Annotated in this window: 15 protein-coding genes; 3 read left to right on the forward strand and 12 right to left on the reverse strand. The window is 71.5% G+C overall.

Annotation, left to right across the window (positions count from 1 at the left end; genetic code table 11):
- Window positions 1–210: 210 nt before the first annotated feature.
- The 6 genes from rpmF to ACWCSU_RS32065 all read right to left on the reverse strand — a co-directional run bounded on the left by rpmF (window position 211) and on the right by ACWCSU_RS32065 (window position 6283).
- Window positions 211–390, reverse strand: coding sequence for a 50S ribosomal protein L32 (gene rpmF, locus ACWCSU_RS32040; RefSeq protein WP_033409409.1), 180 nt, complete (start codon window positions 388–390; stop codon window positions 211–213).
- A 1-nt stretch (window position 391) separates the two neighbouring features.
- Complete coding sequence (locus ACWCSU_RS32045) at window positions 392–961, reverse strand: YceD family protein (RefSeq protein WP_397037770.1); 570 nt, start codon at window positions 959–961, stop codon at window positions 392–394.
- Between the two features lie 54 nt (window positions 962–1015).
- Window positions 1016–1492 carry a pantetheine-phosphate adenylyltransferase gene (gene coaD / locus ACWCSU_RS32050; protein ID WP_352324821.1) on the reverse strand — a complete coding sequence of 159 codons (477 nt, stop codon included), beginning with the start codon at window positions 1490–1492 and terminating at the stop codon, window positions 1016–1018.
- A 14-nt stretch (window positions 1493–1506) separates the two neighbouring features.
- A complete protein-coding gene (gene rsmD / locus ACWCSU_RS32055; RefSeq protein ID WP_357697695.1) occupies window positions 1507–2073 on the reverse strand; it encodes a 16S rRNA (guanine(966)-N(2))-methyltransferase RsmD in 567 nt (188 codons plus the stop codon).
- A gap of 397 nt (window positions 2074–2470) precedes the next feature.
- Entirely contained in the window at window positions 2471–4645 is a 2175-nt protein-coding gene (recG, locus tag ACWCSU_RS32060) for an ATP-dependent DNA helicase RecG (protein WP_364085018.1), read from the reverse strand.
- 93 nt (window positions 4646–4738) lie between these two features.
- On the reverse strand, window positions 4739–6283 hold the full coding sequence (locus ACWCSU_RS32065; protein WP_364085021.1) for a DAK2 domain-containing protein: 1545 nt from the start codon (window positions 6281–6283) through the stop codon (window positions 4739–4741).
- Between the two features lie 199 nt (window positions 6284–6482).
- Between ACWCSU_RS32065 and rpmB the strand changes: the two genes are divergently transcribed.
- Window positions 6483–6668 (forward strand): 50S ribosomal protein L28, encoded by a 186-nt coding sequence (gene rpmB / locus ACWCSU_RS32070; protein WP_049556934.1) that lies wholly within the window; start codon window positions 6483–6485, stop codon window positions 6666–6668.
- A 223-nt stretch (window positions 6669–6891) separates the two neighbouring features.
- On the opposite strand, the gene thiD is transcribed toward rpmB, so the two are convergent.
- From thiD to ACWCSU_RS32085, 3 genes are all read right to left on the reverse strand, one after another.
- On the reverse strand, window positions 6892–7689 hold the full coding sequence (thiD, locus tag ACWCSU_RS32075) for a bifunctional hydroxymethylpyrimidine kinase/phosphomethylpyrimidine kinase (RefSeq protein ID WP_357697689.1): 798 nt from the start codon (window positions 7687–7689) through the stop codon (window positions 6892–6894).
- Between the two features lie 30 nt (window positions 7690–7719).
- Window positions 7720–9567 carry a hypothetical protein gene (locus ACWCSU_RS32080; RefSeq protein ID WP_449939981.1) on the reverse strand — a complete coding sequence of 616 codons (1848 nt, stop codon included), beginning with the start codon at window positions 9565–9567 and terminating at the stop codon, window positions 7720–7722.
- A gap of 125 nt (window positions 9568–9692) precedes the next feature.
- Window positions 9693–10661 (reverse strand): thiamine-phosphate kinase, encoded by a 969-nt coding sequence (locus ACWCSU_RS32085; RefSeq protein WP_357697685.1) that lies wholly within the window; start codon window positions 10659–10661, stop codon window positions 9693–9695.
- A 47-nt stretch (window positions 10662–10708) separates the two neighbouring features.
- On the opposite strand from ACWCSU_RS32085, the gene ACWCSU_RS32090 reads away from it, so the two are divergent.
- Together ACWCSU_RS32090 and ACWCSU_RS32095 are read left to right on the forward strand one after the other, a co-directional pair.
- On the forward strand, window positions 10709–10942 hold the full coding sequence (locus ACWCSU_RS32090) for an Lrp/AsnC family transcriptional regulator (RefSeq protein WP_125637145.1): 234 nt from the start codon (window positions 10709–10711) through the stop codon (window positions 10940–10942).
- A 21-nt stretch (window positions 10943–10963) separates the two neighbouring features.
- Complete coding sequence (locus ACWCSU_RS32095) at window positions 10964–11398, forward strand: DUF3515 domain-containing protein (protein WP_357697683.1); 435 nt, start codon at window positions 10964–10966, stop codon at window positions 11396–11398.
- Here the strand turns inward: ACWCSU_RS32095 and ACWCSU_RS32100 are convergent.
- The 3 genes from ACWCSU_RS32100 to ACWCSU_RS32110 all read right to left on the reverse strand — a co-directional run bounded on the left by ACWCSU_RS32100 (window position 11381) and on the right by ACWCSU_RS32110 (window position 14209).
- On the reverse strand, window positions 11381–12475 hold the full coding sequence (locus ACWCSU_RS32100; RefSeq protein ID WP_449939983.1) for a D-alanine--D-alanine ligase family protein: 1095 nt from the start codon (window positions 12473–12475) through the stop codon (window positions 11381–11383). The two genes, ACWCSU_RS32095 and ACWCSU_RS32100, sit on opposite strands and share 18 nt — an antisense overlap.
- A gap of 62 nt (window positions 12476–12537) precedes the next feature.
- Complete coding sequence (locus tag ACWCSU_RS32105) at window positions 12538–13548, reverse strand: NAD(P)H-dependent glycerol-3-phosphate dehydrogenase (protein WP_357697679.1); 1011 nt, start codon at window positions 13546–13548, stop codon at window positions 12538–12540.
- Window positions 13549–13552: 4 nt separating this feature from the next.
- Window positions 13553–14209 carry a lysophospholipid acyltransferase family protein gene (locus tag ACWCSU_RS32110; protein ID WP_357697677.1) on the reverse strand — a complete coding sequence of 219 codons (657 nt, stop codon included), beginning with the start codon at window positions 14207–14209 and terminating at the stop codon, window positions 13553–13555.

Genomic DNA, 14209 nt, shown 5'->3' on the forward strand with positions numbered 1-14209 from the left:
CAAGGCGGCCGCGGAAGATGCCCGAAAACGTGGTGGGCGTCGGGGTAACACGTTAGCCCCGGCGTCCACCACGGCCGCGGGCGAACCGCCGCCGTACGCTTCTACAGACGTTAACGCCGACCGAGGCACAATGGCACCCGGTCGGCATCACGTCAACTGCTGACGGTGAGCCCGCCGCCGGCGTGACGGGCGGGCCGGCTGTCAGTGTGATCAGGCGGACGGCTCGATGACCTGACGACGGTTGTAGGTGCCGCAGGTGGGGCACGCGATGTGCGGCTGCTTGGGCGAACGGCACTGCGGGCAGCTCACCAGGGCGACAGCAGTCGTCTTCCACTGGGAGCGACGGGCGCGGGTGTTGCTCCGCGACATCTTTCGCTTCGGGACGGCCACGTCACTTCTCCTGATCGTTATCGTTCTCGGAAATCAGACCTTGCAACGACGCCCAGCGGGCATCGATCTTCTCGTGCCGGTGATCGGCGCCGGCCTCGGCCAGCTTGATCCCGCACTCCGTGCAGAGCCCCTCGCAGTCCTCGCGGCACACGGGGCTCAGCGGCAGTGCGAGCACCACCGCGTCACGGAACGTCGGCTCGAGGTCGAGCAGCTCCCCGTCGAGCAGCGAGTCCTCCTCCGAGGCGTCCTCGTCGGAGTAGAAGAACAGCTCCTGCAGATCGACCTCGATGTCCGAGGTGATCGGGTCAAGGCACCGCGCGCACTCCCCGGCGAGCGGGGCGTGCGCCGTGCCCGAGACGAGCACGCCTTCCATCACTGCTTCGAGCCGGAGGTCCAGCTCGACTTCGGCGTCTTTGGGGACACCGATCATGTCGACGCCGAGGTTAGCCGGTGCCGGAAGGGACAGGGTCATCTGCCGCATCGTGCCCGGTCGCTTCCCCAGATCATGAGTGGAGAGCACCCAAGGGGAGCGGGGGTCGAGGTGCTGAGTCATCCTGCTCTCGCTAGGCATGGCGAAGACGCTCGCCGTCGTACAAGGCCGAAATGAAAGGATACCAGGTCGCGGTCAGCCCCTGAGACGCTCGATGAGCAGCTTGTGCACCAGGTCAGGGACCAGGCCGGACACGTCGCCACCATACCGCGCGATCTCCTTGACCCGGCTGGAGGACAGGAAGGAGTACTCGGGGTTGGTGGGCATGAACAGCGTCTCGACGCCCGAGAGACGGTAGTTGAGCTGGGCCATCTGCAACTCGTAGTCGAAGTCGCTGACCACCCTGATGCCCTTGACGATGGCGGGGATGTCGTTGTGCTTGCAGAAGTCCACCAGCAGGCCGTGGAACTTCTGCACCTTGACGTTGGGGTACTCCTTGGTCACGGTCTGAAGGATCTCGATCCGTTCGTCGACCGTGAACAGGCTGCTCTTCTCGATGTTGATGAGGACCGCCACGACCACCTCGTCGTACAGGCGGGCGGACCGGCCGATGATGTCGAGATGGCCATTGGTGATGGGGTCGAACGACCCCGGGCAGACAACGCGGCGCAAGACGCCTCCCAGGTCTACGGGTTCCCGGCGGCGCGACCGTACCAAACGGATGCTTCGCCGTATCTACGGACCCTCTCCTCAACATAACCTTCCGGCCATATCAAGGACTTTCCCCTGGTTTCCCGCTCGAACGCCACCAGCCCGTCGTCCACCAGCCAGCCGTGGTCGCGCAGCAGCTCCAGGACCCGCGTCACCTCCCCGTCGCCCAGCGCGTACGGCGGATCGGCGAAGACGATGTCGTACGGCTCCTCCGGCGGCTTGGCCAGGACCCGTTCCACCTTGTCGCCCACCAGCTCGGCGCCTTCGAGACCGAGCGACTGGATGTTGGCCCTGATCGTCCGGATCGCCTTGGCGTCGGACTCGACGAGCAGCGCGTGGGCCGCACCCCTGGACAGCGACTCCAGCCCCACGGCGCCCGAACCGGCGTACAGGTCGAGCACGCGGGCCTCGCGCAGGCCGTAGAGGGAGTCGAGGGTCAAGAAGATGCCTTCCCTGGCCCTGTCGCTGGTCGGCCTCGTGCCGCGCCCCGGCGGCACGGCCAACCGCCGCCCGCCCGCGCTCCCCGCGATGATCCGAGTCATAAGGGCCATTGTTCCGCATGTTCGCGCAGGTCAAGAGTGGACAAGTGTCGGCCTCGACTGCGCAAGGGTGATTCACATCGGGCGGATCGGCCCGCATGATGAATCTGCGGCCTTCAAGGTGACCCACATGAAGGCCGACCGGCGTGATCGTGAGCCCTTCCGCACGCCGGTTCCCTCGGCACCTGACCCGAGGGTGGGCCCAGCCGGGGACGGCATTCGGGGGGAGGCCGTCCCCGCGGCTGGGCCTTGTAAGACCTTCATCTCTTACGGCTTCGCGTGGTTCCTCCACTCGCCGTACTTCGGCTGACGGCCCTCCACGTAACGGCCTCTGACCCTTCACCGGCTTGCCGCCGTTACGCGAGCCCCCGTCGACCTGCTTCGTGGTTCTCCCCGCCCCTCACGTCTTCTCCAGGTATTCGGCCTTCTCGTCCTCCAGCAGGCGGGCGATCTCCGCGCGCAGGCCGTCGTGGGTCGCGAGCTCCGGGTCCTCGGCCAGCAGGGCGGCCGCCTCGTCCCTCGCCGTGGTGATGACGTCTTCGTCGCGGAGCAGTTGCAGAAGCTTCAGCGAGCTGCGTTTGCCCGACTGGGCCGCCCCCAGGACGTCGCCCTCGCGGCGCTGCTCCAGGTCGACGCGGGACAGCTCGAAGCCGTCGAGCGTGGCGGCCACCGCGTCGAGGCGGGCGCGGGCCGGGGTGCCCTCGGGGAAGTCGGAGACCAGCAGGCACAGGCCGGGCAGGCCGCCCCGGCCCACCCGCCCGCGAAGCTGGTGGAGCTGGGAGACGCCGAAGCGGTCGGCGTCCATGATGATCATGACCGAGGAGTTGGGCACGTCGACGCCCACCTCGATGACCGTGGTCGCGACCAGCACGTCGACCTCGCCCTTGGTGAAGGAACGCATGATCGCGTCCTTCTCCTCCGGCGGGAGCTTGCCGTGCAGGGTCTCGACCCGCAGATCCTGGAAGGGGCCCTGGGTCAGCAGCTCGGCGACCTCCAGCACGGCCAGCGGCGGACGCCGCTCGTCGTCGCCCCCCGACGCCAGGTCGCCCTCGTCGCCCTCCAGATCGCCGATCCGCGGGCACACGATGTACGCCTGCCGGCCCAGCTCCACCTCCTCGCGCACCCGCTGCCAGGTGCGTTCGAGATAGTGGGGCTTCTCGGCGGCGGGCACGACGTGCGTGGTGATGGGCGCGCGCCCCGACGGGAGCTGCGACAGCGTCGAGACCTCCAGATCGCCGAAGACCGTCATGGCGACCGTGCGCGGGATCGGGGTCGCGGTCATCACCAGCACGTGCGGACGGCCGCCGCCCGCCTTCTCGCGCAACGCGTCACGCTGCTCCACGCCGAAGCGGTGCTGCTCGTCGACCACCACCAGGCCCAGGTCGGCGAACTGGACGTGCTCCTGGAGCAGGGCGTGCGTGCCCACCACGATGCCGGCCGTGCCCGAGGCCGCGTCGAGCAGCGCCGAACGCCGGGCCGCCGCGCCCATCGAACCCGTCAGCAGGGTGACCGCCGTGCCGCCGAACATGCCGCCCTGGGCCAGCTCGCCCAGCATGTTCGTGATCGAGCGGTGGTGCTGCTGGGCCAGCACCTCCGTGGGTGCCAGCAGCGCGGCCTGGCCGCCCGCGTCGACCACCTGGAGCATCGCGCGCAGCGCCACGACCGTCTTGCCCGCGCCCACCTCGCCCTGCAACAGCCGGTGCATCGGGTGCTCCAGCGCCAGGTCGGCGGCGATCTCCTCGCCCACCTGTGCCTGCCCCTCGGTGAGCGTGAACGGCAGCCGCCCGTCGAAGTCGGCCAGCATGCCGTCGGAACGCCTCGGACGCGCCTTGGCCGGCCACGCCGTGGCCGCCTGACGCCGCTGGAGCAGCACCGCCTGCAGCACGAACGCCTCGTCGAACTTCAGCCGCTTGCGCGCTTTCCCCACCTCGGCGAAGTCCTTCGGCCGGTGGATGGCCACCAGCGCCTCGGCCAGCGGCTGGAGGCCGTGCCGGGCCCGCAGTTCGGCGGGCAGCGGGTCGTCGAGCGGGCCCAGCGTGTCGAGCACCACGCCGACCGCCCGCCTGATCGCCCACGGCGTCAGGTCCTTGCCCGCCGGGTAGATCGGCACCGGCGCCGACGCGAACTCCTCGGCGCTCGCCTCGCCCTCCTCGAACAGCTCGAACTCCGGGTGCGAGAGCTGCCAGCGCGGCTTGGACCGCGCCCCGAACAGCCCCACCTTGCCGGCGAACATGCCGCGCCGCCCCGGCTTGAGCCGCGACTCGGCCACATGGGAGCCCTTGCCGAAGAACGCCAGGTAGATCCGGTTGCCGTTGCCGTCGACGACCTCGGCCTCCAGCCACGTGCCGCCGCGGTTGCGCATCGGCTTGCGCATCAGCCTGGTCACCTCGCCGACCACGGTGACGTGCTCGTCGACCTCCAGCGCGTCGAGCGAGGTCAGCTCGCCGCGCTCGGCGTAGCGGCGCGGGTAGTGGCGCAGCAGGTCGCCGACCGTCTCCAGGCCGAGCACGCTGTGCAGCAGCTTGGCGGTCTTCGGGTCGAGCGCTTTGGTCAGGGGCTCGTCGAAACGGCTCACGGGATCCAGTTCTACCGCCTGCGGCCGACAGGAATCCCGCATCGGGGCCTGGAGTCGCCCCCGGAAGGGGCCCATGCCGCTACTCGACTGCCGCTACTCGACGCCGATCAGCAGCGGGTAACCGCCCTGCTCGCCGTCGTAGACGACCAGGTCCACGTCCGGCCGGGTGCGCCGCAGGTGGTCCTCCAGGTGGACGGCGAGCCGTTCTGGCAGGCCGGAGCCCGTGACCAGGGTCACCAGCTCGCCGCCGCCCGCCAGCATCCTGTCGACGATCAGCCTCGCCACGCGTTCCAGGTCGCCGCCGATGACCGCCACGTCGCCGTCGATCAGGCCCAGCACGTCGCCCGGCCGGCACACGCCCGCGCTGGTGAACGCCTCCCTGTCCGCCACCGCCAGATGCCCGTGCCTGGTGTGGCCGGCCGCGTCCGTCATGGCCACCACGTCGTCGTCGAACCGGCGCAGCGGGTCGTGCACGGCCAGCGCCGACAACCCCTGCACGGTCGCCCTGGTCGGCAGGACGCTCACGGCCACGCCGTCCTCGCGGGCGATCTCGGCCGCCGCGACGGCCACCGCGAGCACGCCCTCGTCGTTCGGCAGCACGGCCACCTCCGCGCCCGCCTGCCTGATCGCGGCCAGCAGCTCGGGCAGCGCCGGACGGGTGCCGGGCTCGCGGCGCACCACGACCGCGCCGCTCTCCTCGAACAGCGCCGCGATCCCGTCGCCCGCCGCCACCGCCACCACGCCGCTGCCCGCCCTGCCCCGGTGCGTACGCTCGGCCAGGTACGTGATCCTGATCCGGTACGGCCGCCCCGCCCGCAACCCCGCCTCCACCGCCGCCCCCGCGTCGGCCACGTGGACGTGCACGTTCCACAGCCCCTCGCCGCCGACCACGACCAGCGACTCGCCCATGGCGTCGAGCTCGGCGCGCAGCCCGGCCACGGCGCGCTCGTCGGCGTCCAGCAGGTACATCACCTCGTAGCCCGCGCCCACCTCGGTCATCGGCGTCACCCGGGCGGTCGGCGCGGGCACGTCGTAGTGATCGCTGTAGGAGTCCGTGAGCACGGCGGCCAGGGTCTCCAGCACGATCGCCGCCCCCGCCCCGCCCGCGTCCACGACCCCGCTGCGGGCCAGCACCTCCAGCTGCCCCGGCGTACGGCGCAACGCGGCCCGCGCCTCCCGCGCCGCCTGCCGCGCCACCTCGCCCGCGTCGCCGTCCACGTCCTGGGCGGCCCGCGCGGCCGACTCCAGCACGCTCAGCACCGTGCCCTCGACCGGCCTGGCCACGGCCTCCCTGGCGAGCGTGGCCGCCCTGAGCAGCCCGGCACGCAGGTCGGTACCGTCCTTGAGCACCTCGGCCAGCCCGCGCAACGCCTGGCTGACGATGACCCCCGAGTTGCCGTGCGCCCCGACCAGCGCGCCGTACGCGAGCGTCTGCCACACCACGGCCGCGTCGACGTCGTCGGGCAGGGACTCGACGGCCTCGGCCGCGGACAGCATGGTGAGGTGCAGGTTCGTGCCGGTGTCGCCGTCGGCCACGGGGAACACGTTGAGGGCGTCGATCTCCGACCTCGCACCGCCGAGCGCGTCGGCGGCCAGGCGGGCCCAGCGGCGCACCGCGGGCGGGTCGAGGGCCTTCATCTGCGCTCCTTCGACCTCCCCGTATGCGCTACCTTGTTGGAGGAGAATATCCCCGCACCGGTCACCGTCCAGTGCTCTGGTTCGCGCCCAATGGTGTGGATCAGATATTCTCGTCTGGCTGGCCGGTTGTCCCGGCATGCCCTCCGCCCGGAAAGCATCAGCGGACAGGGCTACATCGACTGTTTTAAGGAGCGATACCGTGGCTTCCGTCTGCGATGTCTGCCGCAAGGGGCCGACCTTCGGCAACAACGTGTCCCACTCCCACCGCCGTACCCGTCGTCGTTGGAACCCCAACATCCAGACGGTCCGCGCGGTCATCGGCGGCACGCCGAAGAAGCTGAACGTGTGCACCTCGTGCATCAAGGCGGGCAAGGTCACCCGCTAGTTCTCGTCTTTCGCGAAGCCCGTCGCTCCCGGTGAGGGAGCGGCGGGCTTTCGTCGTGCCCGCCGCCGCCCCCACCGATCCTCCGTCACCCCACCCGCTCCCCCGCTGCCCCCAGGCGATTCCCCCACTGGTCCCGCTGGGGAACGGGGGGCGGGGGGCGGGGCTGAGCACGCCGGGGGGCGGGGGTTGGGGCGGGGTGGGGCCCTGAAAAAAGCGGGGAGGGTCAGTGCCAGAGCCAGGCGTGGTCAACCGGGCCGATGCCGTCGCCCAGGGGGAAGCCGTGGGCGATCGCGCCCGTCACGTACTCCTTGGCCTTCCCCACCGCCGTCGGGACGTCGTCGCCCAGCGCGAGGCGGGAGGCGAGGGCCGAGGCCAGAGTGCAGCCCGTGCCATGGGTGTGGCGGTTGTCGAGGCGTTCGGCGGCGAAGCGGTACTCGGTCGCGCCGTCGGTCAGGAGGTCGACGGGAGCGCCGGGCAGGTGGCCGCCCTTGATGAGGGCCCAGGCCGGGCCGAGCGCGAGCACCGCGTCGGCGGCCCGGCGCAGGTCGTCCTCGCCCTCGACCTTGACGGAGGTGAGCTGCTCCACCTCCCACAGGTTGGGCGTCACGACGGTGGCGACGGGCAGCAGACGGGTCCTGAGCGTGTCGACGGCCGCGGGGGCGAGCAGGGAGTCCCCGTGCTTGGAGACCCCGACGGGATCGACCACCACCGGCGCGCCGTACGCCCCCAGCACCTCGGCCACCGTCTCCACCAGCACCGGCGAGGCCAGCATCCCGGTCTTGACCGCCTGCGCCCCGATGTCGCCCAGCACGGAGTCGAGCTGCGCGCGTACGGCCTCCGGCGGCAGCTCCCAGTAGCCCTGGACACCCAGCGAGTTCTGGGCCGTGACGGCGGCGATCACGCTCATGCCGTGCACGCCCATCGCCATCATGGTCTTCAGGTCGGCCTGGATGCCCGCGCCGCCTCCCGAATCGGAGCCCGCGACGGTCAGCACACGTGGAGGGGTCGTCATGAACCCCATCCAACCACTCGACCCGGACTTGTCCGGCACTCAGCCGATGGCGCACTCCCCGCCGACCAGCCCGCACGCGCCCGGCTCCTGCGCCTTCCCCGTCGCCGAGTACGTGACGTCCACCGAGTCGCCGGCGGCCAGCGAGCCCGACAGGTCGATGATCAACAGGTCGCCGTCCTGGGTCCAGGCGCCGCCGTTCACGTTCGTGACGCGACCCTCTACCGGCAGGGAGAAGGTCGCGTTGTCCAGCGGAGCCTGCGACTGGTTGGTGACGCGCAGCGTGGCCGAGTACGCGGTGAGCCGCTGCTTGACCGTCTGCCGCACGTTCACCGAGCCGCCGCTCCCGCCGTAACCGGCCGTCGAGGTGGGCTCGGGCACGGCGCTGCTGCCCACCGTGGGCACCACGCCGCCGTCGGTGTTGCCCGTGGTCGTGGCGTCGTCGGTCGGGGTCTCGGTGATCGCCTCCTCGGGGGGCGGCTCGGGGGCCCGCGTCGGCTTGGTCGAGGGCTTCGGCCTCGTCCTGGTGGGCGTGGGGGTGGGGGCCGAGCTGCGGCGCGGGGACCGGTTGCCGTACGTGGGGGCGGTGGTCGTCGGGGCGTCGGAGGGCGTGCTCGCGTCTTCGTCCTCCGACGGCTCGTCCGTCGGCTCCTCCGAGGGCTCCTCCTCGTCCGTGGGGTCGGAGACCGTGGCGGTCGAGGGGCTGGTGCTGGTGTGGACGGCGGCGCAGCTCGCGTCCGCGCACGTGCCGGGGTCGCCCGAGGAGCTCATGAGCTTCACGCCGGCGACCGTGCCGCCGAGCACGACGGCCACGGCGGCGACCGACAGCAGCGCCAGGCGTCCCTTGTTGTTGCCGTTGCCCTTGCCTCTGCCCCTGCCGCCGCCGGTGGGGGCGTTCAGGCCGTCGTCGTCGCCACCGCCGTCGCCGCCGGACGACCTGCGCCGTCCGCCGCGGCGGCGACCGCGGGACTCGTCGGTCTCGTCGAGTTCGTCGAGGTCCTGGTCGGAGGACCAGCCCGAGCGCAGGAAGCCGGTCTCGGCCTCCGCCCAGGCGGGGGTGTGCACGGCGGTCGGCTCCCCGGCCACCTTCACGTCACCGGGCTCCGGCGGCCTCCCCGGGAAGCCGCCGTCGGGGCCGCCGGGCACGTCGAACCTCGCGGTGCTGCCCGGCTCCGGCAGGTCGAACCTGGCCGTGCCACCGGGTTCCTGGGCGTCGAAGGGGCCGGTGTTCCTGCCCTGCCCGTCGAACGGACCCGTGTTGCGGCCGGAGGCGTCGAACGGACCGGTGTTCCGCTGAGGGGCGTCGAACGGGCCCGTGTTGCGCTGGGGCGCGTCGAAGGGGCCGGTGGTGCGGCCGGAGGCGTCGAAGCTGGGCGGGGCGCCGGGCTGGGACGGCGGCCCACCGGACGGCCCACCAGAGGGCCCGACGGCGTCCCAGTCGGCCGGGCGGGCGAAGGCGCCCGTCACCTCGAACGGCCCGGCCCCGTTCGGCTCAGGGTACGGAGCCTCGGGAAACCCGGGCCCGTTCGACTCGGAGTACGCAGACCCGGAGAAGGCGGGCCCGTTCGGCTCAGAGTAGGGAGACCCGGAGAACGCGGGACCGGACGGCGGCGGAAAGGAGCCGGCGGGGTCGTCAGACGGCGTGAACCCTGGGGCGGCGTCGGCGGGCACAGCGAAGGCCCCCGTGGTCTCGAACGGCTCGGGCTGCCTGCCGCGCTGCGGCGGGCCGTCCTCGCGGCGCGGCATCGGGGCCCACTGCCCCGTCACCTCGACCTGGTCCGGCAACGCCGGCCAGCCCGGCGCCTCGGCCGGGTCGTCGGGACCCCAGAAAGCGCTGCCGTTCCCCCGTTCATCCCCATCGTCGGATCCACCGGTGCCGTGGCGGCCCATGTGTGCCCTTTCTCGCGGTTACAGTGGCCGCCAATCTTCATAACACCTTTGCTACGTCCTTGTCACAACAATCCCGCTAGTGCTACCCCAAACCAGGAAAATTTCACGTAAATCAGGACAAGTCATCACCGAAAGTGATCCCAGCCGCCTTGTCCCATCTCGCGGCCGTACACCAGGACGCCTTCCCCCTCGACCACCCGGCCCACGACCTGCCACGCCGGCGGCAGCCGTACGTCAGAGGGGAAGACCGCGGCGAGCGCGTGATCCTCGCCACCCGTGAGCACCCATTCGAGTGGATCGTTCCCCAGCTCCTTGGCCGCCGCCGCCACCGGCTCCCCCACGGTGAACGCCTCGGGATCCAGCTCGACGCGTACGCCACTGGCCTCGGCGACGTGCCCGAGGTCCTGCACCAGGCCGTCGCTGACGTCGAGCATCGCGCTCGCGCCCAGTTCGGCCGCCCGCGGCCCCTCCTCGTACGGCGGGCAGGGCCGCCGATGGGCAGCCACCGCCTCCTCCAGCACGGCGGAGCCCGCGGCGACCCCGGCCCCCAGCAGGGCCAGCCCGGCGGCGGCGTACCCCAGCCGCCCGGCCACGGCCACCACCTCCCCCGGCCGCGCCCCGGACCGCGTCACCGGCGCCCGCCCGCGCAGGTCGCCCAGCGCGGTGACCCCGATGACCACCAGGTCGGAGCGGGTGATGTCGCCCCCGACCACGCTCGCGCCGACCACCGCACACTCCTCGCGGAACCCGTCGGTCAAGGCGTCGAGCCAGGCCACGGGCAGATCGGGCGGGATGCCGAGCCCGACCACGATGGACGTCGGCACGGCTCCCATGGCGGCGATGTCGGCCAGGTTCTGGGCGGCGGCCTTGCGGCCCACGTCGCGCCCGCCGGACCAGTCGAGGCGGAAGTGCCTGCGCTCGACCAGCAGATCGGTCGACACGACCACCCGGCCGTCGGGCGCGGCGACCATGGCGGCGTCGTCACCGGGGCCGAGCATGACCCCCTCTCCCTGGGGCAGACGTCCGGCAATACGATTTACGACACCGAATTCGCCGAGATCTCCGACTGTGATGACGCACCTCCTGACGCACACAGGGTACGGTGGCCCTTCGGCGTGATCCAATCGCCCGGGAGGACGTGATGGTGCAGGCCTACATCCTTATTCAGACCGAGGTCGGCAAGGCCGCCGCCGTTGCCGAGGAGATCTCCGGAATTCCGGGGGTCACCCAGGCGGAAGACGTGACGGGGCCCTACGACGTGATCGTCCGCGCGGAGGCGCGCAACGTCGACGAGCTGGGCAAGCTGGTCGTGGCGCAGATTCAGGCGGTGGAGGGGATCACGCGTACTCTTACGTGTCCGATCGTTCATATCTGACACATTCGAGGTTCGGGTTCCATGCGCGCCGCCGCTGTTCTGCTTCTTCTTCTCGCACTCGCCGGCTGCGGCGGCGCCGTACAGGTCGATCCGCCCAAGCCTTCGGGGGAGGCGGCGGCGGCCTGTGACAGGCTCGCTTCCCTGCTGCCCAAGACGCTCGACGGCGCCGAGCGCGGCGTGTCGGAGCCGGCCTCGCCGTACGTGGCGGTCTGGGGGGAGTCGTCCATCGCGTTGCGCTGCGGCGTGCCGCGGCCTGCCCGGATGGCGCCGACCGACCAGCTCCAGGAGATCAACGGGGTGGGCTGGTTCGCCGACCCGGACAAGCCCATCCTGTTCACCGCCGTGGCCGCGCCCACGTACGTGGAGGTCACGGCCGGCGGCGACCACTCGGCGCCCGACGTGCTCGCGCAGCTGTCGGGGCCGATCGGGCGGGCGCTCTCAACGCAGTCCGGCTGAGCGCGACAGCGCGAGCTGGATCAGCCGGTCGACCAGCGCCGGGTAGGACAACCCCGAGGCCGCCCAGAGCTGCGGCGCGACCGACAGCGAGGTGAACCCGGGCATCGTGTTGATCTCGTTGAAGACCAGCCGGCCGTCGGGCGTGTAGAAGAAGTCGACCCTGGACAGGCCCTCGCAGTCGAGCGCCTCGAAGGCCCGTACGGCCATCGCGCGCAGCTCTTCGGCGGTCTCGGCCGGGATGTCGGCGGGCACGGTGAGCGACATCTGGTCGGGGTAGTACTTGGCCTCGAAGTCGAAGAAGTCCTGGCCGCCCTCGACCTTGACCTCGCCGGGGATCGACGCGGCGGCGGGCTCGTCGCCGAGCGACTCCAGCACCGCGCACTCGATCTCGCGGCCCTCGATCGCGGCCTCGATGAGCACCTTGGGGTCGTGCAGCCTGGCCGACTCGACGGCCGACTCCAGCTCGGCGCGGTCGTGGGCCTTGGAGATGCCCTGCGAGGAGCCGGCCCGGGCGGGCTTGACGAACACCGGGAAGCCGAGCTCCTCGGCCTCCTTCAGCACGCACTCGCGGTTGAGCCGCCAGTCGCGGTCGCGGACGACGACGTATCGGCCGATCGGCAGCCCGGCGGCGGCCATCACGGTCTTCATGTGGGCCTTGTCCATGCCGACGGCGCTGGCCAGCACGCCGGAGCCGACGTAGCGGACGCCGGCCATCTCCAGCAGGCCCTGGATGGTGCCGTCCTCGGCGAACGGGCCGTGCATGACGGGGAAGACCACGTCGACCGAGCCGAGCTCGACCGGGATGCTGCCGGGGTCGTAGGCGACCAGCCCGGTGCCGCCGCTGGGCAGCGCGAGCGCGGCGCCCGAGGTGTCGACCTCGGGCAGTTGCCCGGCCTCGATGGCGAACCGCTGGTCGGACGCGGCGAGCACCCACCTGCCGTCCTGGGCGATCCCGACGGGGATCACCTCGTACTTACTCCTGTCGATCACATCCAGCACGCTGCCCGCGCCCATGAGGGACACGGCATGCTCAGAATTGCGACCTCCGAAAACGACGGCGACGCGTGGCTTGCTCATGACGTCCGAATCTACCGGGGTGTCCCCCTGACAGCGAGTCGAGCGCGCGGTGACGTCCGGATTCACACGCCGTACCGTTCGGGTTTGGGCGAGCGGGACATGAGCAGCATGCCCGCCTCCGACGGCGACATGCCGTCGTGCACGACCCCGACGACGACCTCGGTGATCGGCATCTCGACGTCGTGCTTCCTGGCCAGTTCGAGGACGGACTCGCAGGACTTCACGCCCTCGGCGGTCTGCTTGGTGGCGGCGACGACCTCGGCGAGGGTCATGCCGCGGCCCAGGTTCTCGCCGAAGGTGCGGTTGCGCGACAGCGGCGAGGTGCAGGTGGCGACCAGGTCGCCCATGCCGGCCAGGCCGGCGAAGGTGTGGGGGTCGGCGCCGAGCGCGGCGCCCAGGCGGGAGATCTCGGCCAGGCCCCTGGTGATGAGCATGGCGCTGACGTTGTCGCCCATGCCCATGCCCGCCGAGACGCCCACGGCCAGCGCGATCACGTTCTTCACCGCGCCGCCCAGCTCGACCCCGACCACGTCGGTGTTGGTGTACGGCCGGAACCACGGCGGCAGGTGGCAGGCCGCCTGGAGGCGTTCGGCGACCGACTCGTCGGTGCAGGCGACGACCGTGGCGGCGGGCTGCCGGTGGGCGATCTCCTTGGCCAGGTTGGGGCCGGACACCACCGCGACCCGCTCCTCGGGCACCTCGGCGACCTCGCGGATCACCTCGCTCATGCGCTTGGTCGTGCCGAGCTCGACGCCCTTCATGAGGCTGACCAGGACCGCTCCGGACGGGATGTGCTCGCGCCAGGCGGTCAGGTTGGGCCGCAACATCTGCGAGGGCACGGCGAGCACCACGAAGTCGGCGCCGTCGAGCGCGCGCACCGGGTCGGTGGTGGCGCGCAGGGCCTCGGGCAGCGTCACGCCGGGCAGGTAGTCGGGGTTGGCGTGGTCCTTGTCGATCGCCTCGACCAGCTCGGGCCTGCGCCCCCACAGCGTCACCTCGTTGCCCGCCTCGGCGAGGACCATGGCGAACGTGGTGCCCCACGAACCCGTGCCGAAAACGGCTGCCTTTGTCATGCCATCACCGCCTGGCGGGGTCGTAGGGAGTTTCGGGGGCCTTCTCGCCGCGCAGCTCGGTCAGTTGCTCGGTGATGGCCGCCATGATGTCGGCGGTCGCCTCCCGCAGCACACTGGCCCGCAGGGGCTGCCCCTCGTACTTGGACAGGTCGACCGGTGGGCCGACGGTCACGTGGAAGGTCTTGCGCGGGAACAGCCTGGGCTTCTTCGCGCCGTACGGGAGCAGCTCCTGGGCGCCCCAGTGGGCGACGGGGATGACCTGCACGCCGCTCTCCAGCGCCAGCCGGGCCGCGCCGGTCTTGCCCACCATGGGCCACAGGTCGGGATCGCGGGTGCAGGTGCCCTCGGGGTAGAACAGGATGGCGGCGCCGTCGCGCAGCCGCTGGGCCGAGGAGCTGAGCGACCTGGCCGCCTCGCTGCTGCCCCGCTCGACGGGGATGGCCAGCAGGCCGTTGAGCGCCCTGCCCAGGAAGGGCACCTTGAACAGCGCGGCCTTGGCCAGGATGACGGGCCAGCGGCCGTTGTTGAACAGGAAGTGCGACAGCAGGACGGGATCGGTCCAGGACAGGTGGTTGGCCGCGATGATGATGCCGCCGGTGCGCGGGAGACGCTCGCCGTTGCGCCAGTCCCTCTTGACCAGGAGCGTCGACAGCGGCTTCAC

Source organism: Nonomuraea sp. NPDC001699 (assembly GCF_053596455.1).